This window comes from Nonomuraea montanisoli (assembly GCF_013363975.1).
Lineage (GTDB): Bacteria > Actinomycetota > Actinomycetes > Streptosporangiales > Streptosporangiaceae > Nonomuraea > Nonomuraea montanisoli.
The window spans coordinates 51,636-70,309 of sequence record NZ_JABWGN010000013.1; the positions used below are offsets into that span (position 1 = coordinate 51,636).

Here is an 18,674-nt window from a genome sequence, read left to right on the forward strand (position 1 = left end):
CCCCGCGGGGCCCCCCGGCGGCGCCCCGCCCCCCCCCCCCCTCGGGCGGGGCCCGCCGCTCGCCGCTACGCGGCCTCTTCCAGGTAGGGCGCCCATTGGGGGTCGCCGACGAGCGAGGCGCCGATCAGTCTCCAGTGGGCGCCCCGTGGCACCGCCGGGGTGACGCGCAGCGCCCACCCCAGCTCCTCCAGGTACTTGTCGGCCTTGCGGTGGTTGCACGTCGTGCACGAGGCCACGCAGTTCTCCCACGTGTGGGGTCCGCCACGGGAACGGGGGATCACATGGTCGATGGTCTCGGCCCGCTGGCCGCAGTAGGCGCAGCGGTAGTCGTCGCGGCGCATGAGCGCCGCCCTGGTCAGGGGAATGCGCGATCGATAAGGGATGCGGACATATCGCCTCAGCCGGATCACCGAGGGGACGTCCAGCGTCCGGCTGGCCGAGCGCAGCACCGCGCCCCGCCCGTCTCGGTGCACGACTTCGGCCTTCTCCCGCAGCACCAGCACGATGGCCCGGTGCAGCGACAGAGTGGTGAGCGGCTCGTAGGTGGCATTCAGCAGCAGGACCTGGCGCATCATCGGGCCTCATCCCGCCGCGCGCGTATCAAAGGGGACATGCCATGGCATGTCCCGGCTGTCGGCCCCTCCTGGGGCATGGATGCTTCCGTCACGTGGACCTCCGCCGGACGGTCCAGCGGATGAACACCACGGCACCGTCCTGTCACCCAGTTTGGCGTTTCCCGCGTGGTCCCCGCCACCCCATAACCTCCAGCCCGGAATGACCAGAGGGACGCACGGTACGTTTTATGCCCGTAACACCCGGACTTTACGCGCGTTCCTTCGCAGTAGGGTTCGGGACATGACGCGAGAGCCGTATCCCACCGCGCGCCGTGCGGACACCGTCGACGTCCTGCACGAGACGCCCGTCCCCGACCCCTACCGGTGGCTGGAGGATCCCGACAGTCCCGAGACGCAGGGGTGGCTGCTGGCTCAGGCCGACCTGTTCAAGCGGGAGAGCGGGCCGCAGCGCTTCCGGGAGCGCATCGGCGAGCTGCTCAGGTCGGGCTCGGTGGGCACTCCCGCCTGGCGCGGCGGGCGCGCGTTCTTCAGCCGCCGCACGCCCGACCAGGAGCACGCGGTCTACTACGTCGCCGAGCCCGACGGCACCGAGCGGGCGCTGATCGACCCCATGGAGCTCGACCCGTCCGGGCTGACCACGCTCGACGCCGTCCAGCCCGACAAGGAGGGGCGTCTCCTCGCGTACCAGATCTCGGTGGGCGGCACCGAGGAGTCGGTCCTGTACGTCATCGACGTCGCGACCGGCTCCCGCGTCGAGGGCCCGATCGACCGCTGCCGCTACTCCCCCGTGGCCTGGCTCCCGGGCGGCGAGGCGTTCTACTACGTGCGCCGCCTGCCGAGCACCGAAGTGCCGGAGAACGAGTCGCAGTTCCACCGCCGCGTCTACCTGCACCGGGTCGGCACGTCCACCGAGGACGACGTCATGATCTTCGGCCAGGGCCTGAAGATGACCAACTACTACGGCGTCTCGGTCTCGCGCGACGGCCGGTGGCTCCAGGTCTCCGCGCACGAGGGCACGGCCCCGCGCAACGACCTGTGGGTGGCCGACCTGACCGCCTCGCCGCCGGAGCGGCCCGAGCTCGTGGTCGTCCAGGAGGGCGTGGACGCGCAGACCGGGCTGACGTTCGGCCGCGACGGGCGGCTGTACGTCCACACCGACCGTGACGCGTCCCGGGGCCGCGTCTGCGTGACCGACCCGGCGACGCCCGGGGCCGAGGGATGGCGCGACCTCATTCCCGAGGACCCCGAGGCGGTGCTGTCCGACTACGCCGTCCTCGACGACCTGGAACGCCCGATCATGCTGGTGGGCTGGACGCGCCACGCCATCAGCGAGATCTCGGTGCACGACCTGGCCACGGGCGAGCGCCTCGGCGAGGTGCCCACGCCGGGCCTCGGCTCGATCGGCGGCCTGTCGGAGCGGCCCGAGGGCGGGTTCGAGGCGTGGTTCGGCTACACCGACAACACCACGCCGCCGACCATCCAGCGCTACGACGCCCGCACGGGCGAGACCACGCTGTGGGCGGCCTCACCGGGCGCGGTCGAGGTGCCGGCGGTGCGCACCTCCCAGGAGGTCTACCGGTCCAAGGACGGCACCGAGGTGCGGATGCTCGTCATCTCCCCGGTCGACGCCGAGGGGCCGCGCCCCACCATCCTGTACGGCTACGGCGGCTTCGGCCTGTCGATGACGCCCGGCTACTCCGCCTCCATCCTGGCCTGGGTCGAGGCGGGCGGCGTGTACGCCATCGCCAACCTGCGCGGCGGCGGCGAGGAGGGCGAGGACTGGCACCGCGCCGGCATGCTCGGCCACAAGCAGAACGTCTTCGACGACTTCCACGCGGCGGCCGAGCACCTCGTCGCCACCGGCGTCACGACGCCCGAGCAGCTCGCCATCTCCGGCGGCTCCAACGGCGGCCTGCTCGTCGGCGCCGCCCTGACGCAGCGGCCCGACCTGTACGCGGCCGTGGCCTGCTCGGCGCCGCTGCTCGACATGGTGCGCTACGAGCTGTTCGGGCTGGGGGCGACCTGGAACGTCGAGTACGGCTCGGCCGAGGATCCCGAGCAGTTCGGGTGGCTGCGGTCGTACTCGCCGTACCACCAGGTGCGCGAGGGCGTGGAGTACCCGGCGGTGCTGTTCACGGTGTTCCAGTCGGACACGCGGGTGCATCCGCTGCACGCGTGGAAGATGTGCGCGGCGCTGCAGCACGCCTCCGCGTCGGACCGGCCGGTGCTGCTGCGCAACGAGGCCGAGGTGGGACACGGGGCCCGCTCGATCAGCCGCACGGTGGACCTGTCGGCCGACACCCTCACCTTCCTGGCCCACCACACCGGGCTGTAACCGCGCCGCCCCGCCCGGCCAGGGACTGTGCCCTGGCCGGGCGGCTCTCGTCGGACGTCAGTCCTCGGGCGTCGGGCGTCAGGCGTCGAGTGCGGCGCCGGGGCCCTCGTCGATCGGCCGCACGTCCACGTACAGGCCGGAGGTGTCGCCCCCCGGGTGCGGGCACGTCGCGATCCGGGCCGCGATCTCCGTGGCCCGGTCGAAGCTGTCGCACTCGACGATCGTGTACCCGGCGAGCACCTCCTCGGTCTCCGGGTACGGCCCGTCGGTCACGACCGGCACGCCGTCACGCAGTCCCTGGATCCGCCTGGTGTGGACCGGAGCCGCGAGGCCGCGGGCGTCGACGAACTCGCCGGACTCGACCAGCTCCTGGTTCCACCGGCCCATGAACGCGTGCATCGCGGCCACGTCCTCGGCGGTCCACCCGACCTCACCCGCCTCGGCGGGCTTGCCGGCCAGCAGGTCGTAGTCGCGCTGCGAGCCGTACAGCAGGATCATGTACTTCACGATCGCTCCTTCTCCGCGCGGGAGCCCGTGCGGCTCCCGTCACCGGAGACGTCGGAGCGCACTCCCGTGACCGGACACGGGGGGCTCAGCGGGGGAAGACGATGGTCTTGTGGCCGTCGAGCAGGACCCGCTGCTCGGCGTGCCAGCGCACGGCCCTGGCCAGCGCCACGCACTCCACGTCACGGCCGATGGCGGCGAGGTCGTCCGGCGAGTGGCTGTGGTTGACGCGGGCGACCTCCTGCTCGATGATCGGCCCCTCGTCCAGGTGGGACGTGACGTAGTGCGCGGTCGCGCCGATCAGCTTCACGCCCCGGTCGTGTGCCTGGTGGTAGGGCTTGGCGCCCTTGAACGACGGCAGGAACGAGTGGTGGATGTTGATCGCCCGGCCCGCCAGCTTGGCGCACAGGTCCTCCGACAGCACCTGCATGTAGCGGGCCAGCACCACGAGGTCGACCTGGTAGTGCTCCACCAGGGCCAGCACCTCGGCCTCCTGCCGGGGCTTGGTCTCCGGGGTGATCGGCAGGTGGTGGTAGTCGATCCCGTACGACTGGGTGAGCGGGCGCAGGTCGGGATGGTTGGAGGCGACGGCCACGACCTCGATGTCCAGGGTCTTCTTGCGCACCCGGTAGAGCAGGTCGTTGAGGCAGTGGTCGAACTTGCTGACCATGATGAGCACGCGCGGCTTCCTGGCCCTGTCGCGCAGCTCGAACTCCATGCCGAACTCCGGCGCGAGCGCGGCGAACGCGGCCCGCACCTCGTCCTCGGCCAGCGGCGAGGTGAACTGGACGCGCATGAAGAAGCGCCGCGCGGCCTGGTCGCCGAACTGCTGGCTCTCGGTGATGTTGCATCCGTGCCCGGCCAGCAGCCCGGAGACGGCGGCCACCACCCCTGGCCGGTCGGGACACGACAGGGTCAGGACGTACTCGGCTGGGCTCATGTCATTACTTTCGCGGACGTGGGATGGTAGGCGCGCTCGATGCCGGCCCGGGCAGGTTCCTGCCCGACTGCCGACCCGGGCAGGTTACCGCCCGGCGGCCGGCCCCACCGGGCCGTTCGGCATCTGGGACTCACCACTCGGCTCGATTCGCGCGTCCAACGAGCGTACCCGTCACTCCGACCTCGGCAGATGCCCCTTACCGGCGCCTCCGCCACACAAGTCCCATCGAACCCCGTTCTCCAGCAGAATGGAAGTTCATCCATCATCGAGCCGATCACGGGTATGCGCCCTGCGACGCCGGTCGCGGGCGCCGGCCGGAACGGAGGCACGCTCACCGTTGGACTTCGCCGTGCTGGTCGCCGTCGCCTGCCTGTTCGCGCTCGTCACCGGAATGAACGACGGTGGCGCTCTCCTGGCCACGGGGCTCAAGCTGCCCACGGTACGGCCCGCCACCGGGATCCTCGCCCTCGTCGTCATGGTGGCGCTGGTGCCGCTGGCGACCCAGGCGGTGGCGCGGACGTTCGTGCACCGATTGGCCACCTTCGACGAACCCGGCGGGCGGACCGCGATGACGGTCGCCGTGCTCTCCGCCCTCACCGTCGTCACCGTGCTGAGCGCGAAGGGCCGTCCGACGAGCCTCACCCTGGCCGTGGTCGGCGGCCTCACCGGGGCCGGGATCGGCTGGGGGCTGCCCGTCTCGGCCTCGGCGGTCGCGCTGGTGCTGGCCTTCGGCCTGGCCGCGCCGTTCGTCGGCGGGCTGGTGGCGTGGGGCGTCGCGCTGCTGCTGGTGCGCTGGTCCAGCGCGCGGGGGCTGGGACGCTGGCACTGGGCCGGGTTCCTGCTGCAGACCGTCGCCTACGCCGCCAACGACGGCCAGAAGATGCTCGCCGTGTTCATGATCGCGCTCGGCTTCTCGGGCGCGCCGCTGCCGTACACGTCGCTGGTCGCGGTCCTGTTCGGGCTCGGCGCGCTGTACGGCCTGCCCAGGGCGGGCCGCACGCTCGGCCAGGAGATCATCGCCTCCCGGCCGCTGCACGGCGTCTCGGCGGAGCTGGCGTCGGGCACGGCCGTGATCGCCTGCGCGCTGCTCGGCATGCCGGTGAGCATGACGCAGTCCGTGGCCGGCGGCCTCATCGGGGCCGGCATGGCCACGGGCGGGGGGCGGGTGCGCTGGTACGCCGCCGTCAAGATCGTCGTGGCCTGGCTGCTCACCCTCCCGGCGAGCGCCCTGCTGGCGGGCACCGTCGCCTTAATCCTCTCCTCCACCTGACCCCATGCGCCGGACACCAGAGCCTTCGAAGGAGCGGCGGCACCCCGACCGGCCCCGGCTCATTCCTCTGACCGCCTCCCGACCAGCCGTGCCCGCGCGGGCATGACTCTCACGAGCTTTGATGCGGCGCGAGCCGTGGAAGGAGTGTGATGAAGCGACTTCGGCGCATCCGCGCTCTCATGACCGGCCGGATGGACAGCGCGCTGACGGAGGCCCTGCTCGGCCAGCTGGAAGCGACCAAGCAGGGAGCCTGGCTGGCCATGGCCATGATCGGCGGCGAGGTCGGCCGTACCGGGGCGCACGAGCAGATGCGCACGATCGAGCACCTCGGCGACGAGGAGCGCCGCCGCCTGGTCGACGAGCTGCGCAACGCCCTGGTCACCCCCATCGACCGGGAGGACCTGTTCCGGCTCTCCCGCTCCATCGACGACGTGCTCGACTCTCTGCGCGACTTCGTGCGGGAGTCGCACCTGTACCGGGTGCCGGACCAGATCCGCTTCAGCCCCCTCCTCGACCAGGTGATCGCCGGGATCGACGCGCTGGAGAACGCGGTGCGCGACCTCGCCTCCCGCCCCTCGGCCGTGGTGCACGACGCCTTGGAGGCCAAGAAGATGGGCGGTCAGATCCGGCGGATGTACCAGTACGAGATCTCCCGCATCTTCTCCGGCGAGATCACCGCGGACGCCCTCAAGCAGCGTGAGCTGGTGCGGCGACTGGAGATCGTCGGCATGGCGATCGGCGAGGCCGCGGACGCCATCGCGGACGGCGCCATGAAACGCTGACGCCGGGACGGCCGCGCGGAACGCTCACACCGGACGGCGGCTCTGCCCTCGATCGCCGCCCAGAGCCTGGTGCCCGCCCAGCCCCCGAGACGACCGCCCAGACCCTGGTGACCGCCCAGACCCCGAGGCGACCGTTCAGACTCCCGCGACCGTTCGGGCGCCAACCTCTGGCTGGGCGCCGGCTGCCTGCCGGGCGCCGGCTGCCGGTTCGATGCCCAGGGCCGGGGCGAGTCGGCGGAGCTGGGTGAGCGCGTCGGTCAGGTCAAGGGCGCCGGGGGCGAGGGGCTGGATGGCGACGTGGTCGGCGCCCGCGTCGAGGTGGGCGCGCACCCGTGCGGCGATGGCGGCGGCGTCGCCCCAGGCCACGATCGCGTCGGCGAGCCGGTCGCTGCCCCCATCCGCGAGGTCGTCGTCGGTGTAGCCGAGCTCGCGCAGGTTGTTGGTGTAGTTGGGCAGGTTGAGGTAGTAGGCCATGTGGGCGCGGGCGATCTCGCGGGCGCGCACGGGATCGGTCTCCAGGACGACGGCCTGCTCCGGGATGAGCAGCCGGTCGGGGCCGAGAATCCCGCGGGCCGCGGCCGTGTGCTCCGGAGGCACGAAGTAGGTGTGCGCCCCGTCGGCGCGGTCGCGAGAGAGTTCCAGCATGCGCGGACGCAGCGCGGCCAGGACGCGTGGCGCGCCGGCCGGGGGCAGGTCGCGGGCGGCCTCGTCCATGCCGTCGAGGTAGGCGCGCATCGTCGTCAGGGGCTTGCCGTAGTCGTGGCCCCGCCGCCCGGCGACCGTGCTGTGGCTGACCCCGACGCCCAGCAGGAAGCGGCCGGGGAAGGCGTCGCTCAGCGTGGCGGCTCCCGCGGCCATGGCCGTGGCGTCGCGCGCCCAGAGGCTGGCGATGCCGGTGCCCACGGCCAGACGGGTGGTGGCCGCCAGCAGGACCCCGGCGTTGGCCAGCGGCTCCTTGCTCCCGGGCGCCTCGTTGAGCCAGACGGACCCGTAACCGAGCCGCTCGATCTCCGTGGCGGCGGCCCGAGCCTCACCGGCGGGCGCCCTGTTGAGCAGCGGGTGCCACACGCCTACGTGTCCGGTGTCCATGAGCCCTCCCGGGGACTAGGATGTTCGATCGAGATGGAACACTACACCAATGTTCGACCGTCGTCGAACACCTCAGCGTCCAGCAGGTCGAGAAGCCTGACCCACACCTCACCCGCGGAGGTGTCGCTCCAGGCGGCCCTCGACGCCCTCGGCGACCCGGTCCGCCGCCGGATCGTGCGCGAGCTGGCCGAGGTGCCCGACTGGTCCCGTCCGTGCGGCACGTTCACGCATCTGCCGGTGGCGAAGTCGACGCTCAGCCACCACTTCTCGGTGCTGCGCAACGTCGGGCTGCTGGAGCAGCGCGACGAGGGCGCACGCCGTCTCAACCGGCTGCGCCGGGACGAGTTCGAGGGCCGCTTCCCCGGCCTGCTCTCCCTCGTCCTGGACGAGGAGCCGGCCGAGACCGCAGGTGAGGAGGAAGACGGCTGACGGCAGGGAGAAGGCGATCGGTGACGGCGGGCTTGAGGAGCCCGTGAGGCACGTGATCGCCAGAGGCCGGCAGACGACATCGCGACAGGCGGCGCATGACGGCTGACCGTCCCGGATGGCACGCGATGGACGGCGAGCGGGCGCGGATGAGCGAGCGATGGGTGGCGGGCGGCCCTGGGTGAGGGGGTACGAGGTCGCGAAGACGGCTGGAGGCCGGTGACGGTAGCGCAGGGGACGTGGTGACCGGGGTGACTCGGGCAGAGGTGGTGACGGTGGGGAGGCGTCAGGGCGGCGCGGGGGCCTGTGAGGCCGGCGTCAGAAGGAGACCGTGAGGCCGCCTTCGGCCGCCATGAGCTCTCCCGTGTACTCCTTTGCCGCCGCCTCCAGTGCCGGCTCCGGCGGGGTGTCCGGCCACAGGTGGGTGAGCACCAGACGGGCCGCGCCGGCCCGCGACGCCGTACGCCCCGCGTCCAGGGCGCTCGACAGGAACGGCGCGTCCTCCTCGGGCACCCGCTCGGGATAGGTGGCCTCCGCCAGCAGCAGGTCGGCGTCGCGCGCCAGCTCGGTCAGCTCCGCGGCGGGCCCCGTGTCGCCGGTGTAGGCGAGCGTCCGGCCACCGGCGGTGAGCCGCAGCCCGGCGTTCGGCACGTGGTGCGGCAGTGACCAGGCGTCCACCCGGAACGGGCCGAGCTCCACCGGCGCGCCCGGCGCCAGCTCGTACAGCACGTAGCTGGACGCCAGCATGCCCGGCCGGTCCAGGGCGAGCACGACGTCGAGCGCTCCGGGCGGCGCGTGCACGGGCAGTGCGGCCGGCGGCCTCTCGCCCAGCGCGCGGGCGCGCAGCAGCGGGTTGAGGTCGGCGCAGTGGTCGGGGTGGCCGTGGCTGACGAGCACCGCGTCGACGTCCTCGGCCGCCGTCGACGCCAGCAGCCTGGGCAGTACGGCGTAGCCGGGGTCGATCAGCACCCGGAACCCGTCGTGCTCCACCAGGTAGCCGCTGCACGCCTGACCGGCGGCGGGCCAAGCCCCGCATCCGCCCAGCACCGTCAGCTTCACGCGCTCTCCTTCATGTCACCCGCCGGGCACGTCACCCACCGGCACGTCACCCGCCCGGGTAGGTCACTCGCCGGGAACCCGCATCGCCCGGACCCGCCGCGATCGCTCACGCCCGAGGGACCCGGCGTGATCCCACCGGGCGCCTCCGGGCCATCATGCCGCACGCCCTCCCGGCCTCAGCCGCCCGGCGTCTCCCCCAGCTCGGTCAGGGTGGTGCGCAGCAGGCCGCGCAGCAGCGCGCCGCCCGCCTTCTCGTGCTCCGCCTCGACCGGCAGCCCCTCGGCCACCCGCGCCTGGTAGATGTCGCGTTCCAGCTCGTCGGTGTAGGGCTGCGCGGTCATGCCGACCACGACCACCACCCGGTTCGCCTCCGGGGTCAGCACGCCCACGGCGTGGGTGCGCAGGAACGTCTCCTCCATCCCGCCGTACCAGCCGCACTTGACCGCCGCCTCCGGCGCCGCGAGCGCCTCCCTGGCGCCGAACGTCTGGTCGCCGCCCACCAGCCGCATCCACTCCAGGATCGCCCCCGCCACCGGCTCGCCCGCCAGGGCGGCCTGGGCCAGCTCCACGTACGCGGCGGCGACCTCGGCGGCGGACACCTCCACGGACCCGAACCTCGACGGGTCGCCGTTCGGCGGCGCCCACCGGACACCGGTGCGCCGGTGGATCCCGTCGAGCACGGCACGCGGGCCGGCGGACAGCCACAGGGCGAGCGTGTCGGCGTTGGAGGAGACGACCACGGCCGGCTCCGCGTGGCGGCGCCACCGCTCGTGGTCACCGACCAGCTCGGCCGTCGCCCACGCGTACAGCGGTTTCAGCAGGGAGGCGCAGCGCAGCCGGTCCGGGCCCGAGGTGAGGGCCAGGGAGCGCGGCGGCGGCCCTCCGTAACCGCGTCTGATGCCGGCGGCCTGCGCGCCGGCGCCCGGCTGGAGTTCTCGCAGCAGCTCGTCGAAGCCCACGCGCCTACCGTAGTCCTCCCGTCGCCGGACGTCAGTCCTCCCGTCGCCGGACGTCAGTCCTCCCGTCGCCGGACGTCAGTCCTCCCGTCGCCGGACGTCGCGGGTCAGTGGCCGATCGCCTGCCCGAGGTCGTCCGCGGAAGCGAGCCGCGAACCGATCATCCCCGAAAACGGGTCACACCCAGATCCGGGAAACGAGTCACGAGGCGGTCGTCCACAGGAGGACGAGCGTCGCCGGCGGCAGGACCGCCAGGGCCAGGACCAGCGCCAGCTTCCAGCGTCCGGGCGGCTCGGGCGCCGTGAGGAAGGCCGCCGCCGCGCCCGCCGCCGCGAACGCCGTCGCCGACAGCACCGCGTGCGCCGGCGGCCAGGCCCACGACGGCAGCACCTGCCCGAGCAGCCCGAGCGAGACCAGCACCCCAGCCGCCACCGCGGCGGTCCGGCGGCCGGGACGGACCGCCACGCGCTCCAGGGCCCACGCACCGCCGGCGAGCACCGCGACCGTGACCAGGACCGCCAGGCCCGAGACGGGCGCGAGGCATCCCCAGTCGTCGCAGCCGACTGCCGTCCACGCCATGCGGACGCTCGCCCACCACAGCACGCCCAGCGCCGCGAACACCGCCGCCGCCCGGCCCACCCGCGCGCGAGCACGGCGGGCGTCACGTCCGGGGGCGCCTTCTTCGGTCATGCCGGTCATGCCGTCATGCTGCCAGCCCCGCGGCCTGCCCGCCCCACAGTCTGGCCGCCCCGCAGCCTGCCCGCCCCGCAGCCTGCCCGCCCCGTAGCCTGGCCGCCCCGCAGAGTCACCCGCCCGCCGCGCGTTCCTCGTCCGCCTCCGCCTCCGCCGTACGGCCGAGCGAGCGCAGCGCCACCGCCCGGTTGGCGTACAGGTCGGGATGCGGGTCGAGGCCGATCGCCTGCGCGAGGTCGTCCACGGCCCCCTCGGCGTCGCCCTCCGCGAACCGCAGCACCCCGCGGTTGCCCCACGCCGCGGCCAGCCACGGCGCCCGCGCGATGACGGCGTCCAGCGTCGCGCGCGCCTCCTCCAGCCTGCCCGCGGCCGTCTCCAGTTGCCCGCGGACCACGAGCAGGTGCGGGTCGCCGGGGGCCAGCGCGAGCCCGGCCCGCACGTCGGCCCAGGCGTCCTCGTCGCGTTCGAGGGCGGCCAGCAGCCCGGCCCGGTTGATGTACGCGTCCACGTAGCCGGGGTCGAGCTCCAGCACGCGCCCCAGGTCGGCCAGCGCGCCCTCCGTGTCGTCGCGGGCGATCCGCAGCTCGGCGCGGTTGTAGTACGCCTCGGGCATCGGCGGGCCGGCCCGGATGGCGCTCTCGTAGTCGGCCAGCGCCTCGTCCGGCAGGCCGAGCCGGGCCAGCAGGTTGCCCCGGTCCAGGTAGTGGTCGGGGAAGCCGGGGTCGAGGGCGATGGCCGCGGCGTACTCGGCGAGCGCCTCCTTCGTTCGGCCGAGCGCGGCCAGCAGCCGCCCGCGGTTGGCGTGCAGCACCAGGCGGTGCAGCGGATGCCGCTCCCCCAGCTCGCCGGCCAGCTCCAGGGCCGACTCCACCAGGGCGAGCGCCGCCTCCGCCCGTCCCTCGCGCAGCTCCACGAGCGCCAGGCCGTTGCGGTCGAAGCCCAGCTTGAACGCCCGCTCGAACGGGTCGGGCAGCAGCGTCGAGATGGCGATGGCCTCGTTGACCCATTCCCGCGCCCGGCCGAGGTCGCGCCGCGCCGGGTCGGGGTGCCGGGCGTCGAGCATCGCCAGGCCGTACGCGGCGGCGGCGTGGACCGCCGGGTCCTGGCTGCACCTGCGGGCCCGCGCCCACACCTCGCGCGCCTCCTCGGTACGGCCGAGGCCGCCGAGCGCCGTAGCGGTGCGCTGCGCGAAGCGCCACCACAGCTCGCCTCCCGGCTCGGCCGCCTCCAGCCCGCGCGTGCCGAGCTCGGTCACGGCGTGCAGGAACCCCTCGTGGACGCACCGGTCCACCACCTGCCACAGCTCTGCGGGGCCGCGGGTGTCCGGTGCCGGCTCGGGGCCGCCCTCGTACACGACGACGGTGAGCACGCCGGGCGGGACGCGCCGGGTCAAGACGTCGAGCAGCTCGGCGTCCGTCGGGTCGGTCTCGGCGCCGTTGCACACGACCAGGGTGTGTCCCGGCGGCACGGCCTCGCGGACGAACTCGGCGAGCCCGTTGGCCAGCCGCAGCGTGCGGCGGGGCGCGGGCACGAGGATGCGCTCGTCCTCGGGCAGGGCCGCCTCGACGCTCACGCGCCGGGCGGGGACCAGGTCGCGCAGCCCGGGGGCCGCCGCCCGGATCTCGATGTCGTGGGCGGCGACCAGGTCCGGGGAACGTTCCAGGACAGCCGGCACGAGGTGGTGCAGCAGTGCGGAGGCGACGGTGTAGGGGCCATGGGGCCGGCGGTGTCCGTCGATCATCGGCATCAGCAGCCGCACGGCCCCCGTTTCTTCTGGCGGATCGCTCTGCACCCGATGATGCGAACCGCTCCCGGTCACCCCTTGTGGATGACGCTCGCAGTCCCCGTGAGCTTCGCTGAGCCCGGCTTGTGCACGACGATGCGCTTCATGGTGTCCTACCCCTCCGTTGGGACTAATCCACCATTATTCGGCCACTTCAGCGATTATCAAGGTTTAGGACATATAAGTAAGTGGGTAATAGCTAAGGCGCTGTTTATTCAGCGATTTCCAGCCGTTCAGCCGGGCCGAAACCAGCACGGCTTCGCCGCCTCCCCGTTCTTCTCGGCCTCTTCGATCAGCGAGCACAGACAGCGACCGGTCAGCGTGACCGACTGGCAGCAACCGGGGCCGGGCAGGTTCCTCGCCCGGACGATGATCGTCGCCCGCTGGATCAGCCGGTCCAGGCTGGGCTGGCCGCTGCCCTTGATCTGGTGCGTCTGCAGCCGGCACGCCTGGGTGTCGAGGCACACCTGAGCGGCGCCCGGCGACGCGGGCGGCGCCGGCTGCTCCTCGACCCCGACGGAATCCTCGACGGACTCCTCCGCCTGGTCGCGGACGTCCCGTTTGACCTTGAGGTCGGCCAGCCGCCTGGACGCCTGGCGTGACACGGCGAGCAGGTGGTTGCGGCGCGACGCCTCCTCCCCCACGGGCCGCGACGGTTCGACCCGCTGGACGGACACCGGGGACGGCGACTCGGCGATGCGCGAGGGCACGGCCAGCAGCATCGCCGCCCCCATGAGCCCGCCGCCGAGGGCCATGCTCCAGTCCGCCGGCTCGTGGAACCAGATCACCGCGATCCCCGCCACCCACAGCGGCTGCGACGACATGAGCACCGCGCTGGGCACGGCGGCCACGTGCGTCTGGCCGTACGAGCGGGCCAGGAAGCCCAGCGCGCACGAGACCACCGACAGGTGGCCCAGCGCGATCCAGTCCGAGGGACCGGCCGGGAGGCTCAGCCCGTCGCGGACCGCGTAGCCGCCCGTCATGAGGCCGATGGTGGCGAGCTGGATGACGGTCAGGGCGTAGGCGTTGAAGCCCTCGCGGGTGCGGGTGAGCCGGGCCAGGAGCAGCGTGTGCCCCGCGTACAGGGCCGCGGCGGTGAGCGTGACGCCGAGCGCCAGCAGCGAGATCGGGCCCTCCTCGACGCCGCGCAGGAGCGTGAACACCGTCATGCCGGCCACCGCCAGCGCGACGCCCACCCACACCCGGACGGGCATGTGCGTCCTGAACAGCAGGAGCGCCAGGATCGGCGTGAAGATCACGCTGCACCCGACCGCGAAGCCCGACACGGCCGAGGGCAGGCTGTGCAGCGCGACGGCCTGCCCGAGCTGGCCGACGCCGAACATGACCCCCAGGACGACCCCGTGCCCCCACGTGCGCCACGCAAGCCCCCGCAGCGTGCCGGGACGCAGGAGAAGGAGCGTCAGCGCCGCGAGGGCGTAACGCTCGGCCAGCAGATCCTCCACCGGTAACCGGACGATGAGATCCTTCATCAGCGGGAACGCCGACCCCCATGCGGCGCTGACGAACAACAGAAGCACGGCTCCCAGGAGGGGTCGGGGAGCGGCCACGACTGCCATGGCGGAAGCATCTCATTACGAAACGCAGCCGCGGATGTACTCCGAGCAGCCGGTGATGCTCCTCTACCACCGGGAGTGAAGAGGCTCACTCGGGGGCTCGTACATCCATATCCGCAGAGGTGATCGAATCCCCCATTTCTCTCGTCACCCCGTTGCCCGGGCGCCCCAGGCGTCTCCCGCCCTCGTTGGGCACCGCCGGGCCGCTCCGGCACGCCACCGGCCGCCGCCGGGCATGGTCCGGCGGCGGCCGGTGGCACGAAGGGACGGAGGGACGGAGCGGGGTCAGGCGTCGAGGACGGCGGCGGGCACGAGCCGCTTCTCGCCATACACCACGATGAGGTCGCCGACGCGGGCGCGGGAGATCTCCCGCCACCCCTGCCGCGCGTAGAGCGCGAGGGCGGCCTCCTGGCGCAACGTGGTGTCGCCGCGGACGCTGTGGAAGCCCAGCGCGACCGCCCGCTTCTCCAGAGCGGTCAGCATCTCGGCGCCGTAACCGCGCCGCTGGTGGTCGGGGTGGACGCGCAGCCGGCAGATCTCGGCCAGGCCGCAGTCGATGGGCCGCAGGCCCCCCATGGCGACGACCCGGCCGTCCGCCTCGCCCACGAGGAAGTCGCCGCCGCAGACCAGGTAGAGCTCCTGGATGCGCGGGAAGTCGTCGTCGTAGTAGACCCCGTCACCGGGGAACAGGCCGACCTGGGCCAGGCAGATCTGGTGCAGCGCCAGGATGGTGTCCAGGTCGGACCAGCGGTAACGGCGGATCTTCAGGTTCATGCACCGGCCTTTCCATCGTTCGCGGGCGCCTCCTGGCGCAGCTGCTCGCGGTAGTCGGCCAGGCCCGGGTGGTTGCGGTCGCGCTGCATGACCGCCTGCTCGAAGGCGAGCGCGGGACGCATGATGAACTCGGTGCGGTACTCGGGCCCGACCAGCTTCAGCGCCTCGGTGCCGATCTGCAGCGCCTCGGTGACGTCGCCCTCGATGAGGCGGCACTGCGCCCGGTCGAGCCTGATCAGCGTCTGGTCGAGGATGTGGTCCTGGTACTTGTCCAGGGCCTGCTCCAGCACCACCTCGGCCTCCAGCGTCTGGCCGAGCTTGGTGAGCACGTCGCCCTGGTAGAAGTAGAGCTGGCGCTCGGTGTAGCCGAAGGCCATGTCCTCGCGCTCGTCGCCCTTGATGTGGCTGAAGGCGTTGCGGGCCCGGGCCATCGCGCGCTTGGCCTGGTCGACGATCTCCTTCTTGCTGTCGGTGCCCGACAGCATCGCCAGCGCGCGGGCCTCCACGACCGGGGCCATGGCCTGCGCGGCGCACGGCACGGTGCCGGCCAGGTCGCGGCTCTTCTTGGCCAGGTTGAGCGCCTCGCGGGCGTCGCCGTAGTAGAGCGGGACGAGCGACTCGCGGGCCGTCACCCAGGCGCGCAGCGCGCGGTCGCCGGTCTCGTCGGCGGCGATGCGGCCGGTGCGGAAGAAAGAGCGCGCCAGGCGGTGGTCGCCCAGGTTGATCATGATCATGCCGCAGAGGCCGGCGAGCTGCGCGGCCATGCGGCACAGGCGCTCCTGCAGGTCGATCGGCTGGCGACGGTTCAGCGCGTTGCGGACGGCGCTCAGCTCCAGCGCCACGTCGCACAGCAGCCGCTGCGGGGCGGTGGTCGTGTACTGCCGGCCGAAGGCCTGCGTGACCTCCTCCCACTGGTCGAGCATGGCCGGCGAGACCGTGGCGCAGACGAGCGTCTCGTCCATCCGCCGCCTGATGCCCTCCAGGGCGCCGAGCACCGGCCCTTCGAGCTTGACGGAGGAGGACTTGCTGTCGAGGAGGTGGAGCAGGGTGCGGCGCAGGATGTTCTCGTCCTCCTGGCCTTCGTGCGGCGTCTCCTCGTCACCGGACTGCCTGATGCGCGGCTCGCGGGTGTCGACCGAGAGAGGGGCGCCGTCCGCGACGTCGAAGGCGGCCGCGGCGGGCCCCCGATGGCCGTGGCCGCAGATGCACGGGCCGTCGTAGCCGAGGGCGGCGGGTTCGACGCGGTAGACGGTGCACAGGTAATGGAGGTATTCGGGGCCGGGACGTTTCAGGCCGCTCTCGTACGCCGACAGCAGGGTCTCGCCGATGCCGGGCGGCGCCTTGGCGTCGCGATCGAACAGCGCGCGCACCTGCTCGATGACGTCGGCCAGGGCGATGCCGTGGGAGAGGCGATGACCCTTGATCCGCGTCGTGCCGAACTGAGGCGAGCATGCCTCATGTATTTCTTCGGCGATCTGGGCGGGCATGCGGCCGGCGGCGAGTCCTCTGGCCCGGATGCGCCGCGCCATCTCCGTTTCCCTGTGCTGCCTGCCGGACATCCCGGCCCCTCTCACACACGTCCCGTACGATCCGTGACCGATCACTGAGCGTAGTCTCTGGGTTGCAGAGCGCCTACCATAGACTATGGACCATTGTGGACGGGAAGAAAACGTCCTCTTGAAGCTTACGGTTAAGGATCGTCCTCCGGCGGACTGTTTCTTACAACCCACGGGTGAATAGCCACTCCCTGTGATCGGGATGTGCTCGTTGCGTAGCGCGCTCAGTTGAGTCATCTTTGGCGCACCGGCAACGAGCGAGGGAGGGACGAAAGGTGGGGGACGACGACTTCGAGCACCTGGAGCGTCTGGTAACGGAGCTCGACGCACGCGGTTTGCTCGCACGCGTGGTCCGCACCCAGACCGGCAGGCTGTTCGTACGGGTGATCAACCCGAACGCGACGAGCCTGTCCGAGAACGTCACCTGTCGGCCGACAGCGGTCTCCGACCTTCCGGACTGGTGGTACTGCTGGTCCTGGGGAGAGCGGATGCACACGGCCGAGGACCCGGCTGGTGCGGCGACGAAGGTCGCCCGGGTGCTCGCCGCGGTGGGCGAATGACGCAGGCGGTGATCCGGGTGGAGCGCAGCCACCACGGCTCACCGCGCCCACCGCGGCTTCGCGGAGCCGGCGGGGCGGCCGGTGCGGAGGGCCTCCCGTTCGCGGGGGCCCTGGCCGTCCCGCCGGTTCCATTCAGTTCGGCAAGCGCCCTCCGGGTCACACCGGAGGGTCCCGGGGTGTACGCCCCGGGAGAAACGGTATGGGACGCGCTTCCGGGTGCGCGCCCCTGCCGGGCCGCACGTCACCGGAGCATCAGGCCCCGCCCTCCGCGGCCCCGGGCTCTGATGACCCCGTCTTCCCCGGCGTGATGTGACGGCGGCCGGTTCGGTCGGCGGTATCTTGTGGATCGAAACGGTCCAGATCCGCCGACCGAACCGCTTTCCCGAAGGGGGATCCTCCCAGTGTTCCTGGCGACGCCGGCGCCATCACCCACTCCAGCGTCCGTGCTCCCCAGCTTCGACGCGCTGAACCAGCAGATGTCCAGCGTCTGCGAGGGCGACACGCTGCTCTGCTCCACGCTGGCCGGGCTGTTCGACGGAGCGACGTGGGCGCCGCTGGTGGCGACCCTGATCACGATCGTGCTGATCCTGATCCTCGCGATCGCCATCCGGAAGGTCGCGCACCGCGTCATCACCCGCGTGGTCACCCGCGCCGCGACCGGCGGCTCGATCATGACCCGCTTCCGCCGGACCGGCGCCGGCTCCGAGAGCATCGACGTGCTGCTGCACGAGCGGCGCAAGCAGCGGGCCGAGACCATGGGATCGGTGCTGCGGCACATCGCCTCGATCGTCATCCTCGGCACGGCCGTGCTCACCGTGCTCGACCGGCTGACCATCCCCATCGCCCCGCTGCTGACCAGCGTCGGCATCCTGGGCGTGGCGATCGGCTTCGGCGCGCAGGAGCTGGTCAAGGACTTCATCGCGGGCATGTTCATGCTGCTGGAGGACCAGTACGGCGTGGGCGACGTGATCGACGCGGGCGCCGCCGTCGGCACGGTCGAGGCGGTCACGCTGCGGATCACGCGGCTGCGCGACGCCGACGGCCGGGTCTGGTACGTGCGCAACGGCACCATCACCCGCGTCGGCAACGAGTCGCAGGGCTGGTCGCGGGCCTACGTGGACGTCCCGGTCGGCTACGCCACCGACGTCTCGGCGGTGCGCGACGTGCTGGAGGGCATCGCCAAGGACATGTGGGACGACCCCGAGTTCCGCGAGACGGTGATCGTGGAGCGGCCCGACGTGTTCGGCGTCGAGCAGTTGTCCGACAGCACGATCGTCTTCCGCATCTCCGCCAAGACGCTGCCCTCCAAGCAGGCGCAGGTCGCGCGGGAGATGCGGCTGAAGGTCAAGAGCGCGCTCGACACCGCAGGCATCGCACTGGCGCCCGGCGCGTAGGCTTGCACCGTGACTGAGACCTCCTTCTACGAGGCCGTCGGGGGCGAGGAGACCTTCCGCCGGCTGGTGCACCGCTTCTACGAGGGGGTGGCCCAGGACCCGCTGCTCCGCCCCCTCTACCCGGAGGAGGACCTCACCGGCGCGGAGGATCGGCTGCGCGGCTTCCTGATCCAGTACTGGGGCGGGCCCAACACCTACAGCCAGGAGCGCGGGCACCCCCGTCTGCGCATGCGCCACGTGCCGTTCGTGATCGGCGAGGCCGAGCGCGACGCCTGGCTCAAGCACATGCGAGACGGCGTGGAGTCGCTGGAACTGCCGGAGGAGCAGGAGAAGCGGCTCTGGGACTACCTGGTGTACGCGGCGCACAGCCTGGTGAACTCGCCCACATAACGGGCATGACCGCC

18 protein-coding genes are annotated in these 18,674 nt (G+C 72.4%); 7 read left to right on the forward strand and 11 right to left on the reverse strand.

Going from position 1 to position 18,674, the window contains the following annotated elements:
* Window positions 1-65: 65 nt before the first annotated feature.
* Entirely contained in the window at window positions 66-572 is a 507-nt protein-coding gene (locus HTZ77_RS31425; protein WP_175593527.1) for an HNH endonuclease, read from the reverse strand.
* Between the two features lie 283 nt (window positions 573-855).
* Here HTZ77_RS31425 and HTZ77_RS31430 point away from each other — a divergent pair, with 283 nt between their 5' ends.
* Window positions 856-2,910, forward strand: coding sequence for a prolyl oligopeptidase family serine peptidase (locus tag HTZ77_RS31430; protein ID WP_175593356.1), 2,055 nt, complete (start codon window positions 856-858; stop codon window positions 2,908-2,910).
* Between the two features lie 78 nt (window positions 2,911-2,988).
* On the opposite strand, the gene HTZ77_RS31435 is transcribed toward HTZ77_RS31430, so the two are convergent.
* Both HTZ77_RS31435 and purU read right to left on the reverse strand, forming a co-directional pair.
* Window positions 2,989-3,408 carry a YciI family protein gene (locus HTZ77_RS31435; protein WP_205304091.1) on the reverse strand — a complete coding sequence of 140 codons (420 nt, stop codon included), beginning with the start codon at window positions 3,406-3,408 and terminating at the stop codon, window positions 2,989-2,991.
* Between the two features lie 94 nt (window positions 3,409-3,502).
* Entirely contained in the window at window positions 3,503-4,354 is an 852-nt protein-coding gene (purU, locus tag HTZ77_RS31440; RefSeq protein WP_175593358.1) for a formyltetrahydrofolate deformylase, read from the reverse strand.
* 337 nt (window positions 4,355-4,691) lie between these two features.
* Between purU and HTZ77_RS31445 the strand changes: the two genes are divergently transcribed.
* Together HTZ77_RS31445 and HTZ77_RS31450 are read left to right on the forward strand one after the other, a co-directional pair.
* Window positions 4,692-5,624 carry an inorganic phosphate transporter gene (locus HTZ77_RS31445; RefSeq protein WP_175593359.1) on the forward strand — a complete coding sequence of 311 codons (933 nt, stop codon included), beginning with the start codon at window positions 4,692-4,694 and terminating at the stop codon, window positions 5,622-5,624.
* Between the two features lie 149 nt (window positions 5,625-5,773).
* Window positions 5,774-6,406: a DUF47 domain-containing protein gene (locus HTZ77_RS31450; protein WP_175593360.1), complete on the forward strand. Its 633-nt coding sequence runs from the start codon at window positions 5,774-5,776 to the stop codon at window positions 6,404-6,406.
* A 135-nt stretch (window positions 6,407-6,541) separates the two neighbouring features.
* Here HTZ77_RS31450 and HTZ77_RS31455 read toward each other — a convergent pair whose 3' ends face one another.
* The gene (locus tag HTZ77_RS31455) at window positions 6,542-7,495 is read right to left on the reverse strand and encodes a TIGR03620 family F420-dependent LLM class oxidoreductase (RefSeq protein WP_175593361.1); all 954 of its coding nucleotides are present in this window, start codon (window positions 7,493-7,495) and stop codon (window positions 6,542-6,544) included.
* A gap of 33 nt (window positions 7,496-7,528) precedes the next feature.
* On the opposite strand from HTZ77_RS31455, the gene HTZ77_RS31460 reads away from it, so the two are divergent.
* Complete coding sequence (locus HTZ77_RS31460; RefSeq protein ID WP_175593362.1) at window positions 7,529-7,924, forward strand: ArsR/SmtB family transcription factor; 396 nt, start codon at window positions 7,529-7,531, stop codon at window positions 7,922-7,924.
* Window positions 7,925-8,239: 315 nt separating this feature from the next.
* Here HTZ77_RS31460 and HTZ77_RS31465 read toward each other — a convergent pair whose 3' ends face one another.
* The 7 genes from HTZ77_RS31465 to HTZ77_RS31495 all read right to left on the reverse strand — a co-directional run bounded on the left by HTZ77_RS31465 (window position 8,240) and on the right by HTZ77_RS31495 (window position 16,289).
* Window positions 8,240-8,980 (reverse strand): MBL fold metallo-hydrolase, encoded by a 741-nt coding sequence (locus HTZ77_RS31465; RefSeq protein WP_175593363.1) that lies wholly within the window; start codon window positions 8,978-8,980, stop codon window positions 8,240-8,242.
* Between the two features lie 176 nt (window positions 8,981-9,156).
* Window positions 9,157-9,939 carry a hypothetical protein gene (locus HTZ77_RS31470; protein WP_175593364.1) on the reverse strand — a complete coding sequence of 261 codons (783 nt, stop codon included), beginning with the start codon at window positions 9,937-9,939 and terminating at the stop codon, window positions 9,157-9,159.
* Between the two features lie 198 nt (window positions 9,940-10,137).
* On the reverse strand, window positions 10,138-10,635 hold the full coding sequence (locus HTZ77_RS31475; RefSeq protein WP_175593365.1) for a hypothetical protein: 498 nt from the start codon (window positions 10,633-10,635) through the stop codon (window positions 10,138-10,140).
* A 106-nt stretch (window positions 10,636-10,741) separates the two neighbouring features.
* Window positions 10,742-12,388, reverse strand: coding sequence for a tetratricopeptide repeat protein (locus HTZ77_RS31480; RefSeq protein ID WP_328808876.1), 1,647 nt, complete (start codon window positions 12,386-12,388; stop codon window positions 10,742-10,744).
* A gap of 257 nt (window positions 12,389-12,645) precedes the next feature.
* Window positions 12,646-13,950: a DMT family transporter gene (locus tag HTZ77_RS31485; RefSeq protein ID WP_175593366.1), complete on the reverse strand. Its 1,305-nt coding sequence runs from the start codon at window positions 13,948-13,950 to the stop codon at window positions 12,646-12,648.
* 321 nt (window positions 13,951-14,271) lie between these two features.
* Window positions 14,272-14,760 (reverse strand): GNAT family N-acetyltransferase, encoded by a 489-nt coding sequence (locus HTZ77_RS31490; RefSeq protein ID WP_175593367.1) that lies wholly within the window; start codon window positions 14,758-14,760, stop codon window positions 14,272-14,274.
* Complete coding sequence (locus HTZ77_RS31495) at window positions 14,757-16,289, reverse strand: XRE family transcriptional regulator (protein ID WP_235995493.1); 1,533 nt, start codon at window positions 16,287-16,289, stop codon at window positions 14,757-14,759. Before HTZ77_RS31495 ends, HTZ77_RS31490 begins: the two co-directional genes overlap by 4 nt.
* 302 nt (window positions 16,290-16,591) lie before the next feature.
* Here HTZ77_RS31495 and HTZ77_RS31500 point away from each other — a divergent pair, with 302 nt between their 5' ends.
* The 3 genes from HTZ77_RS31500 (at window position 16,592) to HTZ77_RS31510 (ending at window position 18,660) form a co-directional block, all read left to right on the forward strand.
* Entirely contained in the window at window positions 16,592-16,876 is a 285-nt protein-coding gene (locus HTZ77_RS31500) for a hypothetical protein (RefSeq protein ID WP_175593369.1), read from the forward strand.
* A 443-nt stretch (window positions 16,877-17,319) separates the two neighbouring features.
* Window positions 17,320-18,270, forward strand: coding sequence for a mechanosensitive ion channel family protein (locus HTZ77_RS31505; RefSeq protein ID WP_328808877.1), 951 nt, complete (start codon window positions 17,320-17,322; stop codon window positions 18,268-18,270).
* Between the two features lie 9 nt (window positions 18,271-18,279).
* A complete protein-coding gene (locus HTZ77_RS31510) occupies window positions 18,280-18,660 on the forward strand; it encodes a globin (protein ID WP_175593370.1) in 381 nt (126 codons plus the stop codon).
* Window positions 18,661-18,674 lie beyond the last annotated feature (14 nt).

Bases quoted from the DNA above. Each gene is read 5' to 3' on its own strand.
- HTZ77_RS31430 (WP_175593356.1), top strand. From the start codon at position 856: ATGACGCGAGAGCCGTATCCCACCGCGCGCCGTGCGGACACCGTCGAC.
- purU (WP_175593358.1), bottom strand. From the start codon at position 4,354: ATGAGCCCAGCCGAGTACGTCCTGACCCTGTCGTGTCCCGACCGGCCA.
- HTZ77_RS31495 (WP_235995493.1), bottom strand. From the start codon at position 16,289: ATGGCGCGGCGCATCCGGGCCAGAGGACTCGCCGCCGGCCGCATGCCC.
- HTZ77_RS31425 (WP_175593527.1), bottom strand. From the start codon at position 572: ATGCGCCAGGTCCTGCTGCTGAATGCCACCTACGAGCCGCTCACCACT.
- HTZ77_RS31475 (WP_175593365.1), bottom strand. From the start codon at position 10,635: ATGACCGGCATGACCGAAGAAGGCGCCCCCGGACGTGACGCCCGCCGT.
- HTZ77_RS31460 (WP_175593362.1), top strand. From the start codon at position 7,529: ATGGAACACTACACCAATGTTCGACCGTCGTCGAACACCTCAGCGTCC.
- HTZ77_RS31435 (WP_205304091.1), bottom strand. From the start codon at position 3,408: ATGATCCTGCTGTACGGCTCGCAGCGCGACTACGACCTGCTGGCCGGC.
- HTZ77_RS31490 (WP_175593367.1), bottom strand. From the start codon at position 14,760: ATGAACCTGAAGATCCGCCGTTACCGCTGGTCCGACCTGGACACCATC.
- HTZ77_RS31450 (WP_175593360.1), top strand. From the start codon at position 5,774: ATGAAGCGACTTCGGCGCATCCGCGCTCTCATGACCGGCCGGATGGAC.
- HTZ77_RS31455 (WP_175593361.1), bottom strand. From the start codon at position 7,495: ATGGACACCGGACACGTAGGCGTGTGGCACCCGCTGCTCAACAGGGCG.